The sequence below is a fragment of the Pelagibius sp. CAU 1746 genome (assembly GCF_039839785.1).
Lineage (GTDB): Bacteria > Pseudomonadota > Alphaproteobacteria > Kiloniellales > Kiloniellaceae > Pelagibius.
On the sequence record NZ_JBDOQT010000001.1, the window covers coordinates 800374 to 818017 of the forward strand.

Genomic DNA, 17644 nt, shown 5'->3' on the forward strand with positions numbered 1-17644 from the left:
ACCCGGCGTTCCGGAGCAGGGCGCAGGGACGGGACCAAAGGGAAGGTACGACACGCGGGAACCATGACGGCATCCGACGGCAAAGACACGGACGAGCACACCACGGCGCAGCCGCCGGAAGCGGCGCCGGCGTTGAGCATCATCGAGGCTTTCGGCGGCATCCGCCCGATGGCCAAGCAGTTGGGGCTGGCGGTGTCCACCGTGCAGGGCTGGAAGGAGCGCAGCGCGATTCCCGCCAACCGGCACGACCAGATCCGCGCCGCCGCGCAGAAGAACTCCATCAACATCGATCCCGCGGTGCTGCGGGCATCGGCGCCCAGTGAAGGCGCGCCGGCGCAGCCGCAGGTGATCGAAGGAAAGGCAACCTCAGTGGCCGACAAAGACCCCGCTGAAATGAAACCCGCCGGCAAGCAGTCCGAGACGGCCCCCAACAAGGCCCCAGAGAAAGCTGGCGAGAAAGCTGGCGAGAAAGCTGGCGAGAAAGCTGGCGAGAAAGCTGGCGGCAAGCCGGAGGCCAAGACGGGCGGCATGTCCGCGGCCTCGGCGGCGTCCAAGTCCGACTCCCCGAAAGCGGCGGCCCCGGCGCCGCAGCGCCGGGGCGGTGTCCTGCCGGGCCTCGTCCTGGGCGTGGCGCTCGCCGCCGGCGTGGCCGCGGCGACGGTCTACACGCGGCCTTACTGGATCGGTTTCATCGACGGTGCGGCCGGCGCCCAGGCCGGGGCGACGGCAGAGGCTCTGGCGGCCCTGGAAACCCGCCTGGACGATTTGCAGGCGGCGATTCCGGCGGACAATTCGGCCGCGCTCTCCGGCCTCAGCGAGCGCCTGGCCACAGTGGAATCCGCCGTCTCCCAAGGCGGCGGCCAGGATCCGGATACCCGCGCCGCCCTGGAGTCCCTCAACGGCCAGATGGCGCGCCTGACCGACCGGCTGGCGGCCCTGGAGCAGGAGTTCTCGTCGCTGCGCAGCCAGGCCGGCGCACCCTCGCCCGAGCTTTCCAGCCGCCTCACCAGCGAAGCCCAGCGCCTCGACGACCTGCTCGCCGCCCAGTCGGATCTGGCCAAGCGCCTGACCGAAGCCGAGGACGCGCTGGGCGCCGCCGCGGCGGCGCGCGAGGCCGCGCCGGGCAGCCGCGAAACCCTGATGCTGCTGGCCATGCTGCAGCTGCGCGACGCGCTGCGCGGGTCCGGCCCCTACGATCAGCCGCTCGCCATGCTGCAGAACCTGGCCGGCGAAGACCCGGCTCTGGATGCGGTGATCGCACCCCTGGAGCGCCGCGCCTCGGCGGGCCTGCCCAGTCTTCTCGACCTGCAGGCCGGGTTCCCCGACGTGGCGCGCCGCATCGCCGCCATCGAGGTCGGCAAGGAAAGCGAGGGCTGGTCGGCGGGTGTGCTGCGCCGCATGGCCGAGGCGGTGAACCTGCGCCCGGTGGGGCTGGTCGAAGGAGCCGAGCCGACGGCGGTGGCCGCGCGCGCCGAGGTGAAGCTCAACAACGGCGATCTCGCCGGGGCCCTGGCGGAGCTGGATGGGCTGGACGGCGCGGCGGCGGAAGCGGCGGCCAAGTGGCGTGCCGAGGCCGAGGCGCGCCTCGCCGCCGACCGCGCGGTCAGTACTCTGGGCGCCCTGGTATCGCAGCGCTTTTCCACCTTGGCGGGCGGCTGAACCATGCGCCGCGCCATCGTTTTTGCGGTTCTCGCCGCCGCCGCCATTCTCGCCACCTATTGGCTGGCGCAGAATCCCGGGCAGGTGTCCATCGAGTGGCTGGGCTACCGCCTGGAGCCGCCGATCGGCTTCCTGATCATCGCCGCCATCGTCTTTTCCGCCGCCGTCGTCCTGCTCTACCGCATCGTCCGTGCCGTCCTGGGCACGCCCGGGCGCATCGGCCAGGCGCTGGCCTCGGGCCGCCGCAAGCGCGGCTACAAGGCGCTGAGCCAGGGCATGGTCGCGGTGGCCGCCGGCGACGCGCAGGAGGCCGCGCGCTGGTCGCGCAAGGCCGACGAGCTGCTGGAGGATCCGCCCATCACGCTGCTGCTCTCCGCCCAGGCGGCGCAGCTCGGCGGCGACGAGAAGGCGGCCGAGAAGTACTTCAACGCCATGCTGGAGAAGCCGGAAACCCGCTTCCTGGGCTTGCGCGGCCTGCTCATGCAGGCGCTGCGCGCCGGCGACAACGAGCGCGCCCTCGGCTACGTGCGCCAGGCCCATGCCATGCGGCCCAAGACACCCTGGGTGGTGACCAACCTCTTCCAGCTCAGCGAGCGCACCGGCGACCTGGACGGCGCCGCCCGGGCGCTGAAGCAGGCGGTGAAGATCAAGGCGATGGACAAGGCCGAGGCCGAGCACAAGGGCGCCGTCATCACCCTGGCCAAGGCCCACCGCCTGCTGGCCGAGGGCCAGAAGGAGGAGGCCTTCACCCAGTCGCGCCTGGCCGATCGCAGCGCTCCCGACCTGCTGGCCGCGGCGCTGCTGCACGCGCGCCTGGCGGTGGAGCGCAAGGCCTGGCGCGAGGCGGCCAAGGTGGTCGAGCGGTCCTGGCCGCGCACGCCCAGCGCCGAGCTGGCGGCGGTCTACCGGGACGCCGCGCCGGAGGCCAAGCCGTTGGAGCAGGTGAAGCGCTTTACCAAACTGGCGGTGCTCAATCCCACGCATCGCGAAAGCCATCTGGCGTTGGCCGAAGCCAACCTGGAGGCCGAACTCTGGGGCGAGGCGCGGCGTCACCTCGGCGCGCTGGTGAAGCTGGAAGGCGAGGATCCGCCGCGCGCCCGGGTCTGCCGCCTCATGGCGCGCCTGGAGGAGGCCGAGCACAAGGACACCGCGACGGCGCGGCGCTGGCTGGAGCGCGCTGCCGCGGCGCCGCCGGATCCGGCCTGGGTCTGCGGCTCCTGCGGTGCCGTGGCGACGGACTGGAGCGCCGACTGCGGGGCCTGCGGCAGCTTCGACAGCCTCACCTGGCGGGTGCCGCGCCATGTCGGCCCGGTCAGCCTGGGCGGCGGCGAGGTGCTGCAGATCGCCGCCAAGGCGCCGCCCGGCTCGGTCAAGGCGCCGCCCGAGAGCGGCCGGCTCGCCGGCTCGCCGGCGGCCGATACGCCGTCCAGGGGCCTGCCGGCAGTGACGCCGCTGCCGGGCCCGCCGGACCGGGTGAAGCCGGCCGAACCGCAGGCGGCCGGCGACGGCTCCGCCCCGGCGGCGCCCAAGCCCGTGGCCGAGGAGGAGGGCGACGATTCCGAGGCCGCGGCGGTGGAAGGCTATTTGCCGCCGCGCCGATAGGTTGCTGGGGAAGGCCGTGCGCCGAATGCGCCGAGCGTTAACCCTGGCTTAAGGCGGAAGCCTTAGCTAAGAGGAGGGTTCCGGCAGGAAGTGTCGGGACTTGCGCGCAGCGCGGCTTCGCCGTAATGTCCGCGCCCAGGAACCGCCGGATTTTCCGCTTTTCAAGGAATCCGGCCGCAGTGCCGCCTTAGCTCAGCTGGTAGAGCATCGCATTCGTAATGCGAGGGTCGGGTGTTCAAGTCACCCAGGCGGCACCATTCCTCTCCTTCCGTTCAGCCCAGCCAATCCTCCATGCGCGCCTTGTAGTCGGCGTCGCGGGTCAGGCGCTTCATCAACTCCGGCGGGGCGACGCCCTGCAGGTCCTTGGGCGCGGTCCCTTCGCGCAGCGCTTTCAGGGTATCGTAGACCGCCTGTACCGCGGCCATGAAGGGCGCGTGGCTCTGCAGGCAGATCCGCACGCCCATGCCGGAGAGGTAGTCGAGATCCATGATCTCCGGCCCCGCGCCGCCGATCATGAGCGGCAGCTTCACCGCAGCTCGCACCGTCTCCAGTTGCGCCTTGGTCTTCACGCCGACCAGGAAGATGGCGTCGACGCCGGCGGCCTCATAGGCGGCGCTGCGCCTTGCCGCGTCGTCAGCGTCGGTGACGGAGGCTGCCGAGGTGCGTCCGAAGATCATCAGCTTGGGGTCGCGCCGCCCGGCCAGCGCCGCGCGCATCTTGCCGGCGCCTTCCTCGACGGAGATGAGCTGCGTCCTGCCCGCCGCGCCGAAGGGCTGCGGCAGCGCCGTGTCCTCGATGGACAGCCCGGCGACGCCGGCGGTCTCCAGTTCCTCCACCGTCCGGGTGACGTTCAGGGCGTTGCCGTAGCCGTGGTCGGCGTCGACCATCAGCGGCAGTTCGCCCGCGCGGTTGATGCGGTAGGCCTGTTCGGCGAACTCGCTGAGCGTGAGGACGATGAGGTCGGGCGCGCCCAGCACCGTCAGCGAGGCGACGGAGCCGGCGAACATGCCGGCCTCGAAGCCCAGTTCCTCGGCGATGCGCACCGAGAGCGGATCGAACACGGAGCCGGGGTGGACACAGCGGTCTCCGGCGAAAATGGCGCGAAAAGCCTCGCGGCGCCTGCTCCAGCGCATGAGTGGTCTCCCTCCTTGTGGCCCGCCGGCCGTCCTCGACCCGCCGATCGGGAGTAAAGCACGAAACGGCGGCCGGCGCCTCCGCCCGCGGCCCGGTAACACCTCAGTTGTTTTGCGCTTCCTTGCGCCGGGTGGTTAAATGCGGCGCAAATCTGGGGACCGGAAGGGGATCCGTTTATGGCTTTCAGACCCGTAAGGCGACCACTGCTGCTCGCCGGCCTGCTGGCGGCGGCCATGGCCGCCGCGCTGGCCGCCTGCTCGACGCCGGGCGGCAAGTACGACCAGATGATGGCCGAGCGCGAGGTCGCCGGGCCCAGGATCGACGCCTTCACCATCTGCCACGGCCACGGCTGCCGCCTGCGTTCGCAGGTCGGCCTCACCCCGCTGGAATGGGATCCGGTGGCCGACCTCTTCGCCGAACCGGCCGCCAGCGCCGCCATCGAGCGCGGGCGCATCGCCACGGCCATCGGCCTTCTGGAAACCGAAGTGGGGCGCAAGGCCGGGACCTCCAAAGACCGCGGCGGCACCTTCAACGCCATGAGCGGCAACGACCAGTTCGATTGCGTCGACGAGACCACCAACACGTCGGTCTACCTGACGTTGCTGGCCAAGGCCGGCTATCTGAAGTGGCACAAACTCGAAGGCTGGGCCGGGCGCGGGGCGCTGATCGACGGCGCCTGGCCGCACCAGACCGCCGTCATCGAGGAGCTGAAGACCAAGCGGATCTATGCCGTCGACAGCTGGTTCGAGGACAACGGCCGCGCCGCCCACGTGGTGCCGCTGGAGGACTGGCGCGCCGGCTGGAGCCCGCCGGGCTTCAGCGACAGCATCCTGTAAGCTCACCCCGGATCGTTCCGCGGACCGCCTTGGGCGGCGGGGAGCGCCGCGCCGCTCGCCGCGTTGCGGCGTCCCGGCGGCGGGCAGCGATAGCGGCGCCGTCCCGATCGTGGTTCAATGCGCCAATGGGCGCCAATGGGCGCCAAAGGGCGCCGACGCGGCTCCGCGGGAAGAACGGCGTTCTGGGGAGGAGACGGCTATGCGGCTTCAGGGAAAGGTGGCGGTGGTGACCGGCGCCGGGTCGGGCTTCGGCGCCGGCATCGCGCGGCTCTTCGCGGCCGAGGGCGGGCGTGTGGTGCTGGCGGACATCGACGGCGGGTCGGCGGAGGCGGTCGCGGCGGAGATCGACCGGGACGGCGGCGCGGCCATCGGCCTCAAGGCGGATGTGACCGACAAGGCCGACGTGGCGACCATGATGCGCGCCGCGCTGGATACCTACGGACGTCTCGACGTGCTGGTCAACAACGCCGGCGTCGCCCACAAGAACAAACCGATGACCGAGGTGAGCGAGGAGGAATTCGACCTCATCTACGCCGTCAACGTGAAGGCCATCTACCTGGCGGCGCTGGAGGCCATTCCCCTGCTGCGCGCCCAGGGCGGCGGCTGCATCATCAACACCAGCTCGACGGCCGCGCTGCGGCCGCGCCCCGGCCTTACGGTCTACAATTCCTCCAAGGGGGCGGTGAACGTGCTGACCAAGTCCATGGCGGTGGAACTGGCGCCCGACAATATCCGCGTCAACGCCATCTGTCCGGTGATCGGCGAGACCGCCTTGATGGAGACCTTCATGGGGGTGCCGGACACGCCGGAGAACCGCAAGCGGTTCGAGGCCACCATTCCGCTGGGCCGGTTCTCCACGCCCAAGGACATCGCCCACGCCGCCGCCTTCCTGGCGTCCGACGAAGCGGAGTTCCTCACCGGCGTCACTCTGGAAGTCGACGGCGGGCGCTGCATCTGACCGCGTCGGCTTCCTGGCGCCGCTAGAGGGTTTCGGCCACGGTCTTGCGCCGCTGCAGCAGAATCAGTCCCGCCGTGACGATCAGGGCGGCGCCGACCACCGTTGCCGGGCCGGGCAGGTCTCCGAAGGCCAGAAAGCCGATGGCTGCCGATCCGACCAGCTCCAGATAGACCAGCGGCGAAAGCGTCGAGGCGTCGGCGAGCCGGAACGCGGCGATCGACAGGAAATGGCTGAACGCGGAGAACAACCCCAGCCCGGCGAAGAACAGCAGGTCGGCCTGGCTGGGCAGCGTCCAGGTCAGCAGCGCCTGCGGGCTGAGCAGCACCATCCCCACGACGCATTGGAAGGTCAGCGTCTTGATCGGATCGCTGGCCTGCGAAGCCTGCCGCGTGGCGATCATGTAGATCGCGAAGAACAGGCCGGCGCCGAGGGCAAGCAGGATGCCGGGCTCCAGGGTTCCGCCGGGGCGCAGGATGACCAGGGACCCCGCGAATCCCATGGCCAGGCTCAGGCCCTTGCGCCAGGTCATGCGTTCGCGCAGCACGGCGATGGACAGCGCCATGGCGATGATCGGCGCCACGAAGAAGGCGCTGATGGCCGTGGCAAGCTGGATCTCCGCGACGGCCAGGAAGTAGAGCGTCATCGCCGTCACCAGAAACACCGTCCGCAGCAGGTGGAAGACGCGCTGCTCCGCCGGAAATATCCGCGGGCCGTGGGCGCCCACCGCCACCGGCAGGACGATGAGGCAGGCGACGGCATAGCGCGCCCAACTGATGAACAGCGGCGAATAGCCGGTGCTGAGATACTTCGCCAGGCCGTCGCAAACCGGGATCGACAGCATGGCCAGCGTCATCAGGGCGATGCCCTGGGTCGTGCGGGCGGGGGCAAGGGAGTGGGTGGGGGGCAAGGTTCGCTATCTCGGGCTGCGGCCGGGCCCGCCGCATCGGGTGGCCGCCATCTTTCTGTGGGCTTCGCAAAGCAGAAGGCCCGGGAGTATCTCCCGGGCCTTCGTCTTCGTCCAGATCGCTGCTCGGCGGCGCTTAGTTGCGGTTGCCGAAGAGCTGCAGCAGGAAGAGGAACATGTTGAGGAAGTCGAGGTAGAGACGCAGGGCGCCCATGATCGACTTCTTGGTCGCGACCTCGCCGCTGTCGGCGGCGTAGTACATGTTCTTGATCTGCTGGGTGTCATAGGCGGTCAGACCCGCGAAGACCAGCACGCCGACCACCGAGATGACCCACATCATCGCCGGCGACTGCAGGAACAGGTTCACCAGCGAGGCGATGATGATGCCGATCAGGCCCATCATCAGGAAGCTGCCCATGCCGGACAGATCCTTCTTGGTGGTATAGCCGAACAGGCTGAGGCCCGCGAAGGCGCCGGCGGTGATGAAAAACATCCGCGCGACCGAGGCGCCGGTATAGGCAATGAAGATGTAAGCCAGCGACAGTCCCATCACGGCGGAGAATACCCAGAAGGTAAGCTGCGCGGCCGAGGCGGACATCTTGTGGACGCGCATCGACAGGAACAGCACGAAGCCGAGCGGCGCCAGCATGACGACCCATTGCAGCGGCGTGCCGTAGATCGCCTGCAGCAGCGCCGGGCTTTGGGCGGTCGCGAAGGCGACCAGGCCGGTGATGCCCATGGCGATGGCCATGTAGTTGTACACGCCCAGCATGTACTTGCGCAGGCCCTCATCGTATTCGCCGGCGCGCGTCTGCGCCTGGGTCTGCGACATGTATCTGCGGTCACCGAGAGCCATCTGAAAAAACCCTTTCGTTCCAAGGCGCGGTCAACGGGCCACGCCAGCCCAGAGAACTCGTCCCTAATATTGGCAGGTGGGGAGGCCGAATCAACCGATTTTCGCATGGCTTGTGCGTAAATTTTGCTGCGAATTCAAGCCGCTGAACCACAGTTCCCATCTGTGGTTTCAGCTTTGCCGCTTCCGGCGCCGGCGCCCCGCCGCAAGGCTACTCGTTGCGCAGCAGGGGGGCGGCTTTCTGGCCCAGGGCGCGCCAAGTGCCGGCGAAGCCGAAACCGACGGTAATCGCCGTGGCCAGCAGGGCGGTGGCGATCACCGCCCCGGGGAGGAAGACGAAGTCGGCGCGCATGACCTCGGTCAGCACCAGGAAGGCCGCCAGGGTACCGACGGCCGCGGCGATGGTGGCGGTGACCAGCCCCAGCAGGCCGTATTCCAGCAGGAAGGTCTGGGCGACGCCGCGCCGCGTCGCGCCCAGCACCTTCAGCACCACGGCGTCGTAGACCCGCCGCTGGTGTCCGGCGGCGACGGCCCCGGCCAGCACCAGCACGCCGGCCACCAGGGCCACGGCGGCGATGGCGCGCACGGCGACGGCGATCTGGCCGATCAGCTCGCCGACCTGCTCCAGGGCCTCCTTGACGCGGATCGAGGAGACGTTGATGAAGCGGTCGGTGACGGCGATTTCCAACGCATCCTCGGCGGCGGCCTCGGCCTTCACCGTGGCAATGTGGCTCTGCGGCGCCCGCTCCAGCAGGCCGGGCGAGAAGATCATCACGAAGTTCATCGACAGGCGCGCCCAATCGACCTCGCGCAGGTTGGCGATGGTCACCTCGACGTCGCGGCCCAGGATGTTGATGGTCAAGGTATCGCCGGGGCCGATGCCCAGCGCCCGGCCGACCTCGTCGTGCAGGGAGACGAGCGGCTTGCCGTCGTAATCGGGCGGCCACCATTCGCCGGCGGTGATCTTGTCGATCGCGCGCGGCGCGCGCATCCAGGTCAGGCCGCGGTCGCCCCGGAAGACCCATTTCACTTCGCCGGGGATCTGCAGCTCGGACGGCGGCACCCCGTTCACCGCGGCGATGCGCCCGCGCAGCATGGGCATCCGCTCCACCTCCTTGACGCCGGGAAAACCGGTGACCAGCGCATTGAAGTCGTCCACCTGGTCGGGCTGGATGTCGATGAAGTAGAAGCCGGGGGCCTCTTCGGGCAGGCTCTGGCGCACCTGGCGCGAGAGATTGCCCTCGATCAGCGCGATGGCGACCAGCACGGTGAGCCCGAGGCCCAGCGACATGACGACGGAGCCGGTGGGCGCGCCGGGACGGTGCAGATTGGCGAGCGCCAGGCGCAGGCCGGGCCGGCGCGGGCGCGGCAGGCGGCGGGCCAGGGTCATGATGCCCAAGGCCGCCAGGCGGAACAGCAGCAGCGCGCCGACGGCGCCGATCACGAACCAGACCGCCAGAAAGCGGTCGGCGGCGGTGAGGATGGCCAGGCCCGCCAGCAGGCCGCCGAAGACGGTCAGCGCCGCCAGCGTGCTGGCGGTGATCCGGGCCGAGGCCGGGGTCACCAGGTCGCGGAACAGGCTGGCGGCGGCGACGCTCTGCGCGCGCGCCAGCGGCCACAGCGAGAAGGTGACCGCGGTCAGCAGGCCGAACGCGGCGGCGGTCAAGAGCGGCAGCGGGTAGAGACCGAGCTCGGCTTCCCAGCCCAGGGCGTCGCCGACCACGCCGGCGGCGATATAGGTGGAGGCCGCGCCGAGGACCAGGCCGATGACGATGCCGATCAGGGCGAGGGCCAGGATCTGCGCCATGTAGACCTGGAAGATCAGGCGGCCGGGGGCGCCCAGGCATTTCAGCGTGGCGATGGTCGCGGTCTTGCCGTCCAGGTAGCTGCGCACCGCGTTGCCGACGCCGACGCCGCCGACCAGCAGCGCGGTGAGGCCGACCAGCGTCAGGAAGAGGGTCAGGCGGTTGATGAAGCGGCCGATGCCGGGGGCGGCCTCGGTGGTGTCGCGGATGCGCCAGCCGGCCTCCGGAAAGGCCTCGCCCAGGGCGGCGCGCATGGCGGCGGGACTCACCCCCTCATCGAGGCGCAGGCGGTAGTGGTGCTGGATCAGGCTGCCGGGCTGCACCAGGCCGGTGTCGGCCAGGCTGTCATGGGCGACCATGAAGGTGGGCCCCAGGGTGAAGGCGCGCGAGGTGCGGTCGGGCTCGCGCTCCAGCACGGCGGCGATGCGGTAGTCGATGTCGCCGACCCGCACCAGGGCGCCGGGCGCGACCTCCAGGCGGCGCAGCAGGCTGCGGTCGATCGCCGCGCCCCAATGCTCCTTGCCGTCCGGACCGGCCCGTTTGGCCAGGGCCGCGCCGAGGTCGTCGGAAAAGCCCGGCGCCGGAGTCATCTCGACGGCGCCGAACAGCGGATAGAGGCTATCGACGGCGCGCAGTTCCACCAGTACGCGGCGCGAGTCCGCCGTTTGGCCGCGGGCCATGGCGCGCATCTCGGCGACGCGCGAGACGGCGGCGCGGCCGTTCAGGAAGGCCAGCTGCTCGGGGCCGGCCGCGACGTGGGTGAGGCGCAGGTCCATGTCGCCGCCCAAGAGGATGCGTCCGTCGCGCTGCAGGCCCGCCAGCATGGATTCGGAAACCGAACCGACACCGGCAATGGCCGCGACGCCCAGGGTCAGGCAGGCGAGGAAGATGCGGAACCCCCTCAGGCCGCCGCGCAGCTCGCGCCGCGCCAGGCGCAGGGCCAGCGGCCAGGGGCCCTGACTTGGCGCGGCCGGACCGGCGGCGCCGCGCTCGGCCGCGGCGCTCACAGGGTTGCGCCGCCGTTGGTCTCGTCGCCGACGATGAGGCCGTCGAGCAGCTTCACCGAGCGCGCGCAACGCCTGGCGAGCTGCGGGTCGTGGGTGATCAGCACCAGGGTGGTGCCGTGCTCGGCCTGCAGCCGGAACAGCAGCTCGATGATCTGCTGGCCGGTTTCGCCGTCCAGGTTGCCGGTGGGCTCGTCGGCCAGCAGCAGGTCCGGCCCCGCGGCGAAGGCGCGGGCCAGCGCCGTGCGCTGCTGCTCGCCGCCGGAGAGCTGGCCGGGATAGTGGGTCAGACGGTGGCCCAGGCCGACCGCCTCCAGGCATTGGGCGGCGCGGGCGAAGGCGTCGGCGCGGCCGGCGAACTCCAGGGGAATGGCGACGTTCTCCAGCGCCGTCATGGTCGGCACCAGGTGGAAGTCCTGGAACACGATGCCCACGGCGTCGCGGCGGAAGCGGGCCAGGGAATCCTCGTCCAGGCCGTTGAAGCGGGTGCCGGCGACCGCCACCTCGCCTTTGCTGGCGCGCTCCAGGCCGGCCATGATCATCATCATGGAGGACTTGCCGGAGCCCGAGGGGCCGACCACGCTCACCGTTTCGCCGCGCCCGACGCAGAGGTCGAGGCCGCGCAGGATGTGCACCGGACCGGCGGCCGAGGGCAGGGTGAGTTCGACCCCGGCCAGAACAATCATCGCGGTTTCGGGATCGGATCGCGGGGCCGGGGCGGCCGGTTGGGGGATGCTTGTGGAATCGCGCAGGCTCATGATCACTTCCGTTAGGCGGCCTTGATGCCATATGGCCCGATTGCCGGGAAATTCAACGTGTTGCGGTCCCCGCGCGGGGCTTTGGCGGCGGCCGGCGGTGGCGGCGCGAAGGGAGAAGGTGGCCGCCGGCCGCTTGATCCGCGGACGCTGAGGCCTTACCTCTTGAAAATCCAAGATTCCTCCAGCAAGGCCCCGCGGTGGGGCGCTCTCTCCGTGGCCAGAGTGTAGAATGCGTTTCTCCCGACAGACCGCTTGCTTGCGAACGACGGGCCGGGCCCTCGCCCTGCTGGCGGCGCTGCTCGCGGGCAGCGCGGCCGCGGCGGCGGAGCCGGTGCGGCTCATGGCCTACGGCGACAGCCTGACCCACGGCTATGGCCTGCCCGCGGGCGAGACCTTCCCGGAGCAGCTCGAAGCTGCACTGCGGGCCGAGGGCCTGAACGTGGAGGTCATGAACGCCGGCAACTCCGGCGATACCACCGCCGGCGGTCTCGCCCGGCTCGACTGGGCGCTGGCCGACGACCCCGACGCGGTGATCCTGGAACTGGGTGCCAACGACGGCCTGCGCGGCCTCGACCCGCAAGCGACCTTCGACAACCTGGACGCCATCATGGCGCGCTTCACCGAGGAGGGGCTGCCGGTGCTCATTGCCGGGATGCTGGCGCCGCCCAACCTGGGCCGCGAGTACGGCGAAGCCTTCAACGCCGTTTACCCGCGCCTGGCCAAGAAGTACGACGCTCCCTTCTATCCCTTCTTCCTGGACGGCGTGGCGATGGACCCTTCCCTCAATCAGGCGGACGGCATCCACCCCAACGCCGAGGGCGTGGCGGAGATCGTCAAGCGCATCAAGCCGCACGTGGTCCGGCTGCTCGAGGCCCGCGATCTGGCCCAGCGCCCGGACGCCGGGAACTGAGGCGCCACGGATGGCGGCATCCTCTCTCCTGGAAAGCGGGTCCCTGCGCGCGGGACGCTACAAGGCCGCCCACGCGGCGCTGGAGGAGTCCGAGGACGCCGCGCCCGACGCCTGGGGGCCGCTGGTCAAGGGCTGTCTGGAGGCCTTGGGCGAGCTGCCGGAAGGCGCCAACCTCGGCTTCGTCTATGCCACCGATTCGCTGTCGGAAAGTCTGGGCAGCATCGTCACCTTCCTGCGCGAGCGCAGCGGAATCCGGCACTGGGTCGGCACCGTCGGCGAGGGGGTGATGGCCAGCGGCGTGGAGTTCTACGACCGCCCGGCCCTCTCCCTGCTGGTCGCGGCGCTGCCGGAAGACGGCTTCCGCAGTTTCGCGACGGTCGCCGAGGCCCCGCGCGGCGGCCTGGAAGGCTTCTCCCGCGTTCACGGCGATTGGATCGACCGGCATCGGCCCATGCTGGGCGTGGTTCACGGCGACCCGCGCAATCCTGCCATCGCGGGGATCGTCGGAGATCTGGCCGAGGCCAGCTCCGCCTTTCTGGTCGGCGGGCTTACCGCCTCGGGCGACGGCTTCCCCCAGGTCGCCGGCGAGCTCTGCGAGGGCGGCGTCTCCGGCGTTCTCTTCAGCTCCCGGCAGATGGCGGTGACCGGCCTGTCCCAGGGCTGCGCCCCGATCGGCGGCAACCACGAGGTGACGTCGGTGGAGGGGCCCGGCATCGTCTCCGCCCTGGATGGCCGGCCGGCGCTCGACGTGCTGCGCGAGGACGTGGGCGAGCTGCTGGCGCGCGACCTGCGCCGCATCGGCGGCTATATCTTAGCCGCCCTGCCGATCCCGGGCAGCGATACCGGCGACTACCTGGTTCGTAACATTATCGGCCTCGACCTCGAACGCGGCTGGCTGCAGATCGGCGCCGAGGTGAGGCCGGGCGACCGCCTGGGCTTCTGCCGGCGCGACCACCAGACCGCGCGCGCCGACCTGAAGCGCATGCTGGAAGACCTGCGCGAACGCGCCGGCGGCGCGCCGCGCGGGGCGCTCTACTTCTCCTGCGTGGCGCGCGGGCGCCATCTTTTCGGCCCGCACTCCGAAGAGCTGAGGTTGATCCGCGAGACGTTCGGGGATATGCCGCTCACCGGCTTCTTCGCCAACGGCGAGATCAGCAACAACCGGCTCTACGGCTACACTGGCGTGCTCACGCTGCTGCTTTAGCGAAGTCTTCGATTCCAGCGCCGTCCTCGCGACGAGGCCTCGCGGCGCTGCTTTTTTGCCTGAAGGGGAACATCATGGAATACCGTCCGCTCGGCCGCACCGGCATCAAGGTCAGCGCCATCTGCCTGGGAAGCATGACCTGGGGCGTCCAGAACACGCAGGACGAAGGTTTTGAGCAGATGGACTACGCCCTCGACCAGGGCGTGAACTTCATCGACACCGCCGAGATGTATCCCGTCCCCACCAAGGAGGACAGCTACGGGCGCACCGAGGAGATCATCGGCAACTGGCTGGCCGCGCGCGGGAAGCGCGACAAGGTGACGATCGCCACCAAGATCGTCGGCCCCAACCCCAAGCGCTTCCACTACATCCGCGGCGGCGAGACGCGGTTCAACAGGAAGCACATCGCCGCCGCGGTGGAGACCAGCCTGAAGCGCCTCAAGACCGACTACATCGACCTCTATCAGCTGCACTGGCCCGACCGCGCGACCAACGACTTCAGCAGCCTGGCCTACACGCACGAGGACGGCGCCGAGGAGACGCCGGTCGAGGAAACCCTGGAGGCCCTGGACGCGGTGGTGAAGGCCGGCAAGGTGCGCCATGTCGGCCTGTCCAACGAGAACCCCTGGGGCGCCATGCGCTTCCTTGCCGCGGCGGAGCAGGGCAAGGGGCCGCGCATGGCCTCGGTGCAGAACCCCTACAGCTTCCTCAACCGCAGCTTCGAAACCCGCATGGCCGAGATCGCGATGCGCGAGGACCTCGGCCTCTTGGCCTATGCGCCGCTGGCCGCCGGCACGCTGACCGGCAAGTACCTGGGCGGCCAGCGGCCGGAAGGCTCGCGCCGCCGGCTGTGGCCGGAGAACGTCCGCTACCAGGGCCCGCAGTCCGACGCCGCCACGGCGGCCTATGTGGAGCTGGCCAGGGAGCGGGGGCTCGACCCGGCGCAGCTGGCGCTGGCCTTCGTGCTGTCGCGGCCTTTCCTCACCTCGGCGATCATCGGCGCCACGAAAATGACGCAGTTGAAGACCAACATCGAGGCTGCCAAAGTGAGCCTCGACGAGGAGACGCTGGAAGCCATCGAGGCGATCCACAAGGTCTACACCTACCCCTGCCCCTGACGGCCCGGCCCGGGGTCGGCGTCCTGCCAATCGTTTTCGCTTTCTTGCGGCCCTTCTCGGCAACAGGTTCTTTCAGCCATGCGACTCTTCGTAGCCCTCTCCCTGCCCGACGACCTGCGCGACAGACTCTCCGGTCTCGCCTGCGGGCTGCCGGGCGCGCGCTGGGTGGCGCCGGAGAACCTGCATCTCACCCTGCGCTTCATCGGCGAGGTGGACGGCGACGAGGCCGAGGACATCGACGCCGCGCTCTCCGGCATCCGCTGCCGGCGCTTCGCGCTGACCCTGGCGGGGGTCGGGGACTTCGGCGACGACCGGCGTCTGCGCTCGGTCTGGGTCGGGGTCGAGCCCAACGAGACGCTGGAGCGCCTGCAGTCCAAGGTCGAGCAGGCGGTGCGCCGCGCCGGCCAGCCGCCGGAAAAACGCAAGTTCAAGCCGCACGTCACCCTGGCGCGCTTCAGGTCGCACCCCGGCGAGAAGCTGAGGGATTATTTCTCGGAACGCTCGCTCTTCCGCGCGCCCCCTTTCGAGGTGACGGGCTTCACGCTCTATTCCAGCTACCTCTCCCACGAGGGCGCGATCTACTCGCCCGAAGCGGTCTACCCGCTGGACTAGCCCTCAGGACGTCGGGCCCAGGGGGCCGGCGGGCGGCTGCACCGGCTTGGGCTTGCGGGTCTCGCGGTGCAGGATGTAGAGGCCGCTGGCGACCAGGATGGCGGCGCCGGCCCAGACATTGGGCGCCGGGATGTCGCCCCATATGGCCCAGCCGAAGATCACGCCCCAAACCAGCACCGTGTAGTCGAAGGGCGCGATGACCGCCGCCGGGGCGTGGCGGTAGCCCTGGGTGATGAGCGACATGCCGGCGGTGCCGATGATTCCCATCAGCAGGAAGACGCCGAAGTCCGGCAGGCCGGGGGTCTGCCACTGGGCCGGCATCATTACCGCCGTGACCAGGACGGCGGCGACGCTGGGCCAGAACATGATGGCGGCGGTGGAGAGGTCGCGGGTCAGCTTGCGCCCGACCAGCATGGAGAGGGCATAGGCCATGGCGGCGGAGAGCGGCAGCAAGGCCTCGACGCGGAAGCTGGTGGTGCCCGGCTGCACGACGACGAGGACACCCAGGAAGCCGATGGCGACTGCGGCCCAGCGGCGGAGGCCGACGTGCTCGCCCAGCACCGGCACCGACAGTGCGGTGATGAACAGCGGCGCGGCAAAGACCACGGCGAAGGCGTCGGCCAGCGGCAGATAGCGCAGCCCGGTGAAGAACAGGAAGGCGGCGGCGATGTTCAAGAGGCTGCGCAGGGCCAAGAGTCCGGGCCGCCGGGGTGTCAGGCTGGACAGGCCGGCACCCGAGACGATCACGTAGGCGAAGACCGCCAGGGCTCCGATGCCGTTGCGCACCAGCACGATCTGACTGACGGCGTAGCCTTCGCCCAGGAACTTGGCGCAGGTGTCCATGATCGCCATGCCGAGCATGCCGATCACGGCGCAGCCGATCCCGAGGCCGACCCGCTCGTCGGCGGCGGCGGTGCTGGAAGTGTTGGTCATCCTCATACCTACCCGTAGCGGCTCAGGATGTCCTGCACCATTTGCGCATAGGGGGGTCCACAGATCTCCGTGTGGACCAGCAGCGGGAAGAGGTTGTAGACGTCGCGCCGGCCTTCATCGTAGCCCGGCCGCAGGGGCCGCAGCTCGCGGTAGCGGCGGTGAAAGGCGGCGCCGAAGGTCGACAGCAGCTCGATGTAGGCGATCTCCACCTCCGGGTCGGCGTAGTAGATCGCCGGGTCGATGAAGGCGGCGACGCGGCCCCCGTCCTTTTCTGGGCCGAACAGCACGTTTCCGCTCCACACGTCGCCGTGCACCAGGCCGGGGGCCGGCGGCTGGTCGATGAAGTTCTCGAGCTGCAGGCAAAAACGCTCCAAGTGGCGGTGGGTCTCCGCCGGCAGACGCCCGGACTCCCGCGCGACCAGGCCCATCGTCAGCAGGCGCCGCTCGCGGTAGAAGTCGCACCAGTTCTCGGTCCAGGGATTGGGCTGCGGCAGGGCGCCGATCACCGTATCGCGCTCAAAGCCATACTCCCGCGCGGTGATGCCGTGCAGCGCGGCGAGGCGCTCGGCGGCGTCGACCTCGGCGGCTGTGCCGTGTCCGGGCCGGTGATCGATAAAATCCATGAGCAGCAGGTCTTCGCTGACATGGCGCGTCGCCGGCACCGGCAGGGCCGAGTGCTCCGCCAGGTAGTCGAGCATGAAGCCTTCGATGGCGAGGCCGCCACCGGCATCGTTGGGGGCGGCGACTTTGGCGACCAGGGGCGGACGGTCCGCGAAGTCCAGGCGGTAGACCTCGGCGATGCAGCCGCCGATCAGCGGCGTGGCGCGCAGCGGTTCCGCGCCGCAGGCCGCCGCCACCGCCGCGCCCAGAGTCACGACCGTTCCAGCAGCTCTTCGCGGAGCCGGGCGACCCAGGCCGGCGCGGCGGCTTCGATGACGTCCAGCATGGCGGCGTAATCGGCATCGCCGCCGTAGTAGGGGTCGGCCACGTCGATGCCGGCTTCCGGCAGCACTTCCAGGTAGAGATCGAGGCGGCTGGTCGAGCCCGGCGGCTGCAGGGCGGTGAGCTTGCGCAGGTGGCCGCGGTCCATGGCCAGGATCAGGTCGAAGGTGGTGAAGTCCTGTGGCGCCACTTCACGCGCGCGCAGCGGCGAGAGGTCGTAGCCGCGCTTGGCCGCAAGGCGGACGGCCGGCTCGGAGGGCGGCTCGCCGACGTGGTAGTCGAAGGTGCCGGCGGAATCGACCTCCACCGTCCCGCCCAGGCCGGCGGCGGCCAAGTGGTCGCGCAAGATGACTTCGGCCGAGGGCGAGCGGCAGATGTTGCCGGTGCAGACGGTGAGAATTCTGTAGGTCAC

Annotated in this window: 16 protein-coding genes and 1 tRNA gene; 9 read left to right on the forward strand and 8 right to left on the reverse strand. The window is 70.2% G+C overall.

Annotated elements, in window-relative coordinates:
• The first annotated feature begins 63 nt into the window (after positions 1-63).
• The 3 genes from AAFN88_RS03725 (at position 64) to AAFN88_RS03735 (ending at position 3518) form a co-directional block, all read left to right on the forward strand.
• Entirely contained in the window at positions 64-1659 is a 1596-nt protein-coding gene (locus tag AAFN88_RS03725) for a carph-isopro domain-containing protein (RefSeq protein ID WP_347518280.1), read from the forward strand.
• A gap of 3 nt (positions 1660-1662) precedes the next feature.
• Positions 1663-3261, forward strand: a complete 1599-nt coding sequence (locus tag AAFN88_RS03730) for a heme biosynthesis HemY N-terminal domain-containing protein (RefSeq protein WP_347518282.1) — start codon at positions 1663-1665, stop codon at positions 3259-3261.
• A 181-nt stretch (positions 3262-3442) separates the two neighbouring features.
• Positions 3443-3518: transfer RNA gene (locus AAFN88_RS03735), tRNA-Thr, on the forward strand.
• A gap of 15 nt (positions 3519-3533) precedes the next feature.
• Here AAFN88_RS03735 and AAFN88_RS03740 read toward each other — a convergent pair.
• Entirely contained in the window at positions 3534-4394 is an 861-nt protein-coding gene (locus AAFN88_RS03740; RefSeq protein WP_347518283.1) for an isocitrate lyase/PEP mutase family protein, read from the reverse strand.
• A 177-nt stretch (positions 4395-4571) separates the two neighbouring features.
• Between AAFN88_RS03740 and AAFN88_RS03745 the strand changes: the two genes are divergently transcribed.
• The gene (locus AAFN88_RS03745; RefSeq protein ID WP_347518284.1) at positions 4572-5231 is read left to right on the forward strand and encodes a hypothetical protein; all 660 of its coding nucleotides are present in this window, start codon (positions 4572-4574) and stop codon (positions 5229-5231) included.
• Between the two features lie 199 nt (positions 5232-5430).
• Entirely contained in the window at positions 5431-6189 is a 759-nt protein-coding gene (locus tag AAFN88_RS03750; RefSeq protein WP_347518285.1) for a glucose 1-dehydrogenase, read from the forward strand.
• Between the two features lie 22 nt (positions 6190-6211).
• Here the strand turns inward: AAFN88_RS03750 and AAFN88_RS03755 are convergent, their stop codons facing one another.
• The 4 genes from AAFN88_RS03755 to AAFN88_RS03770 all read right to left on the reverse strand — a co-directional run bounded on the left by AAFN88_RS03755 (position 6212) and on the right by AAFN88_RS03770 (position 11441).
• Positions 6212-7096: a DMT family transporter gene (locus AAFN88_RS03755; RefSeq protein WP_347518287.1), complete on the reverse strand. Its 885-nt coding sequence runs from the start codon at positions 7094-7096 to the stop codon at positions 6212-6214.
• 133 nt (positions 7097-7229) lie between these two features.
• Positions 7230-7949 carry a Bax inhibitor-1/YccA family protein gene (locus AAFN88_RS03760; protein WP_347518288.1) on the reverse strand — a complete coding sequence of 240 codons (720 nt, stop codon included), beginning with the start codon at positions 7947-7949 and terminating at the stop codon, positions 7230-7232.
• A gap of 208 nt (positions 7950-8157) precedes the next feature.
• Positions 8158-10758 carry an FtsX-like permease family protein gene (locus tag AAFN88_RS03765; protein WP_347518289.1) on the reverse strand — a complete coding sequence of 867 codons (2601 nt, stop codon included), beginning with the start codon at positions 10756-10758 and terminating at the stop codon, positions 8158-8160.
• Positions 10755-11441: an ABC transporter ATP-binding protein gene (locus AAFN88_RS03770; protein WP_347521626.1), complete on the reverse strand. Its 687-nt coding sequence runs from the start codon at positions 11439-11441 to the stop codon at positions 10755-10757. Before AAFN88_RS03770 ends, AAFN88_RS03765 begins: the two co-directional genes overlap by 4 nt.
• Before the next feature lie 412 nt (positions 11442-11853).
• Between AAFN88_RS03770 and AAFN88_RS03775 the strand changes: the two genes are divergently transcribed.
• The 4 genes from AAFN88_RS03775 to thpR all read left to right on the forward strand — a co-directional run bounded on the left by AAFN88_RS03775 (position 11854) and on the right by thpR (position 15357).
• Positions 11854-12423, forward strand: a complete 570-nt coding sequence (locus tag AAFN88_RS03775; RefSeq protein WP_347521627.1) for an arylesterase — start codon at positions 11854-11856, stop codon at positions 12421-12423.
• 10 nt (positions 12424-12433) lie between these two features.
• Positions 12434-13627: an FIST C-terminal domain-containing protein gene (locus AAFN88_RS03780; RefSeq protein ID WP_347518291.1), complete on the forward strand. Its 1194-nt coding sequence runs from the start codon at positions 12434-12436 to the stop codon at positions 13625-13627.
• Positions 13628-13701: 74 nt separating this feature from the next.
• Positions 13702-14745 carry an NADP(H)-dependent aldo-keto reductase gene (locus AAFN88_RS03785; RefSeq protein WP_347518293.1) on the forward strand — a complete coding sequence of 348 codons (1044 nt, stop codon included), beginning with the start codon at positions 13702-13704 and terminating at the stop codon, positions 14743-14745.
• Positions 14746-14823: 78 nt separating this feature from the next.
• Positions 14824-15357 (forward strand): RNA 2',3'-cyclic phosphodiesterase, encoded by a 534-nt coding sequence (gene thpR / locus AAFN88_RS03790; RefSeq protein ID WP_347518295.1) that lies wholly within the window; start codon positions 14824-14826, stop codon positions 15355-15357.
• A 3-nt stretch (positions 15358-15360) separates the two neighbouring features.
• Here thpR and AAFN88_RS03795 read toward each other — a convergent pair whose 3' ends face one another.
• The 3 genes from AAFN88_RS03795 to AAFN88_RS03805 are packed head-to-tail and all read right to left on the reverse strand — an operon-like array spanning position 15361 to position 17644.
• A complete protein-coding gene (locus AAFN88_RS03795) occupies positions 15361-16290 on the reverse strand; it encodes a DMT family transporter (RefSeq protein WP_347518297.1) in 930 nt (309 codons plus the stop codon).
• An 8-nt stretch (positions 16291-16298) separates the two neighbouring features.
• The gene (locus AAFN88_RS03800; RefSeq protein ID WP_347518298.1) at positions 16299-17165 is read right to left on the reverse strand and encodes a fructosamine kinase family protein; all 867 of its coding nucleotides are present in this window, start codon (positions 17163-17165) and stop codon (positions 16299-16301) included.
• Positions 17162-17644: a low molecular weight protein-tyrosine-phosphatase gene (locus AAFN88_RS03805; protein ID WP_347518300.1), complete on the reverse strand. Its 483-nt coding sequence runs from the start codon at positions 17642-17644 to the stop codon at positions 17162-17164. Before AAFN88_RS03805 ends, AAFN88_RS03800 begins: the two co-directional genes overlap by 4 nt.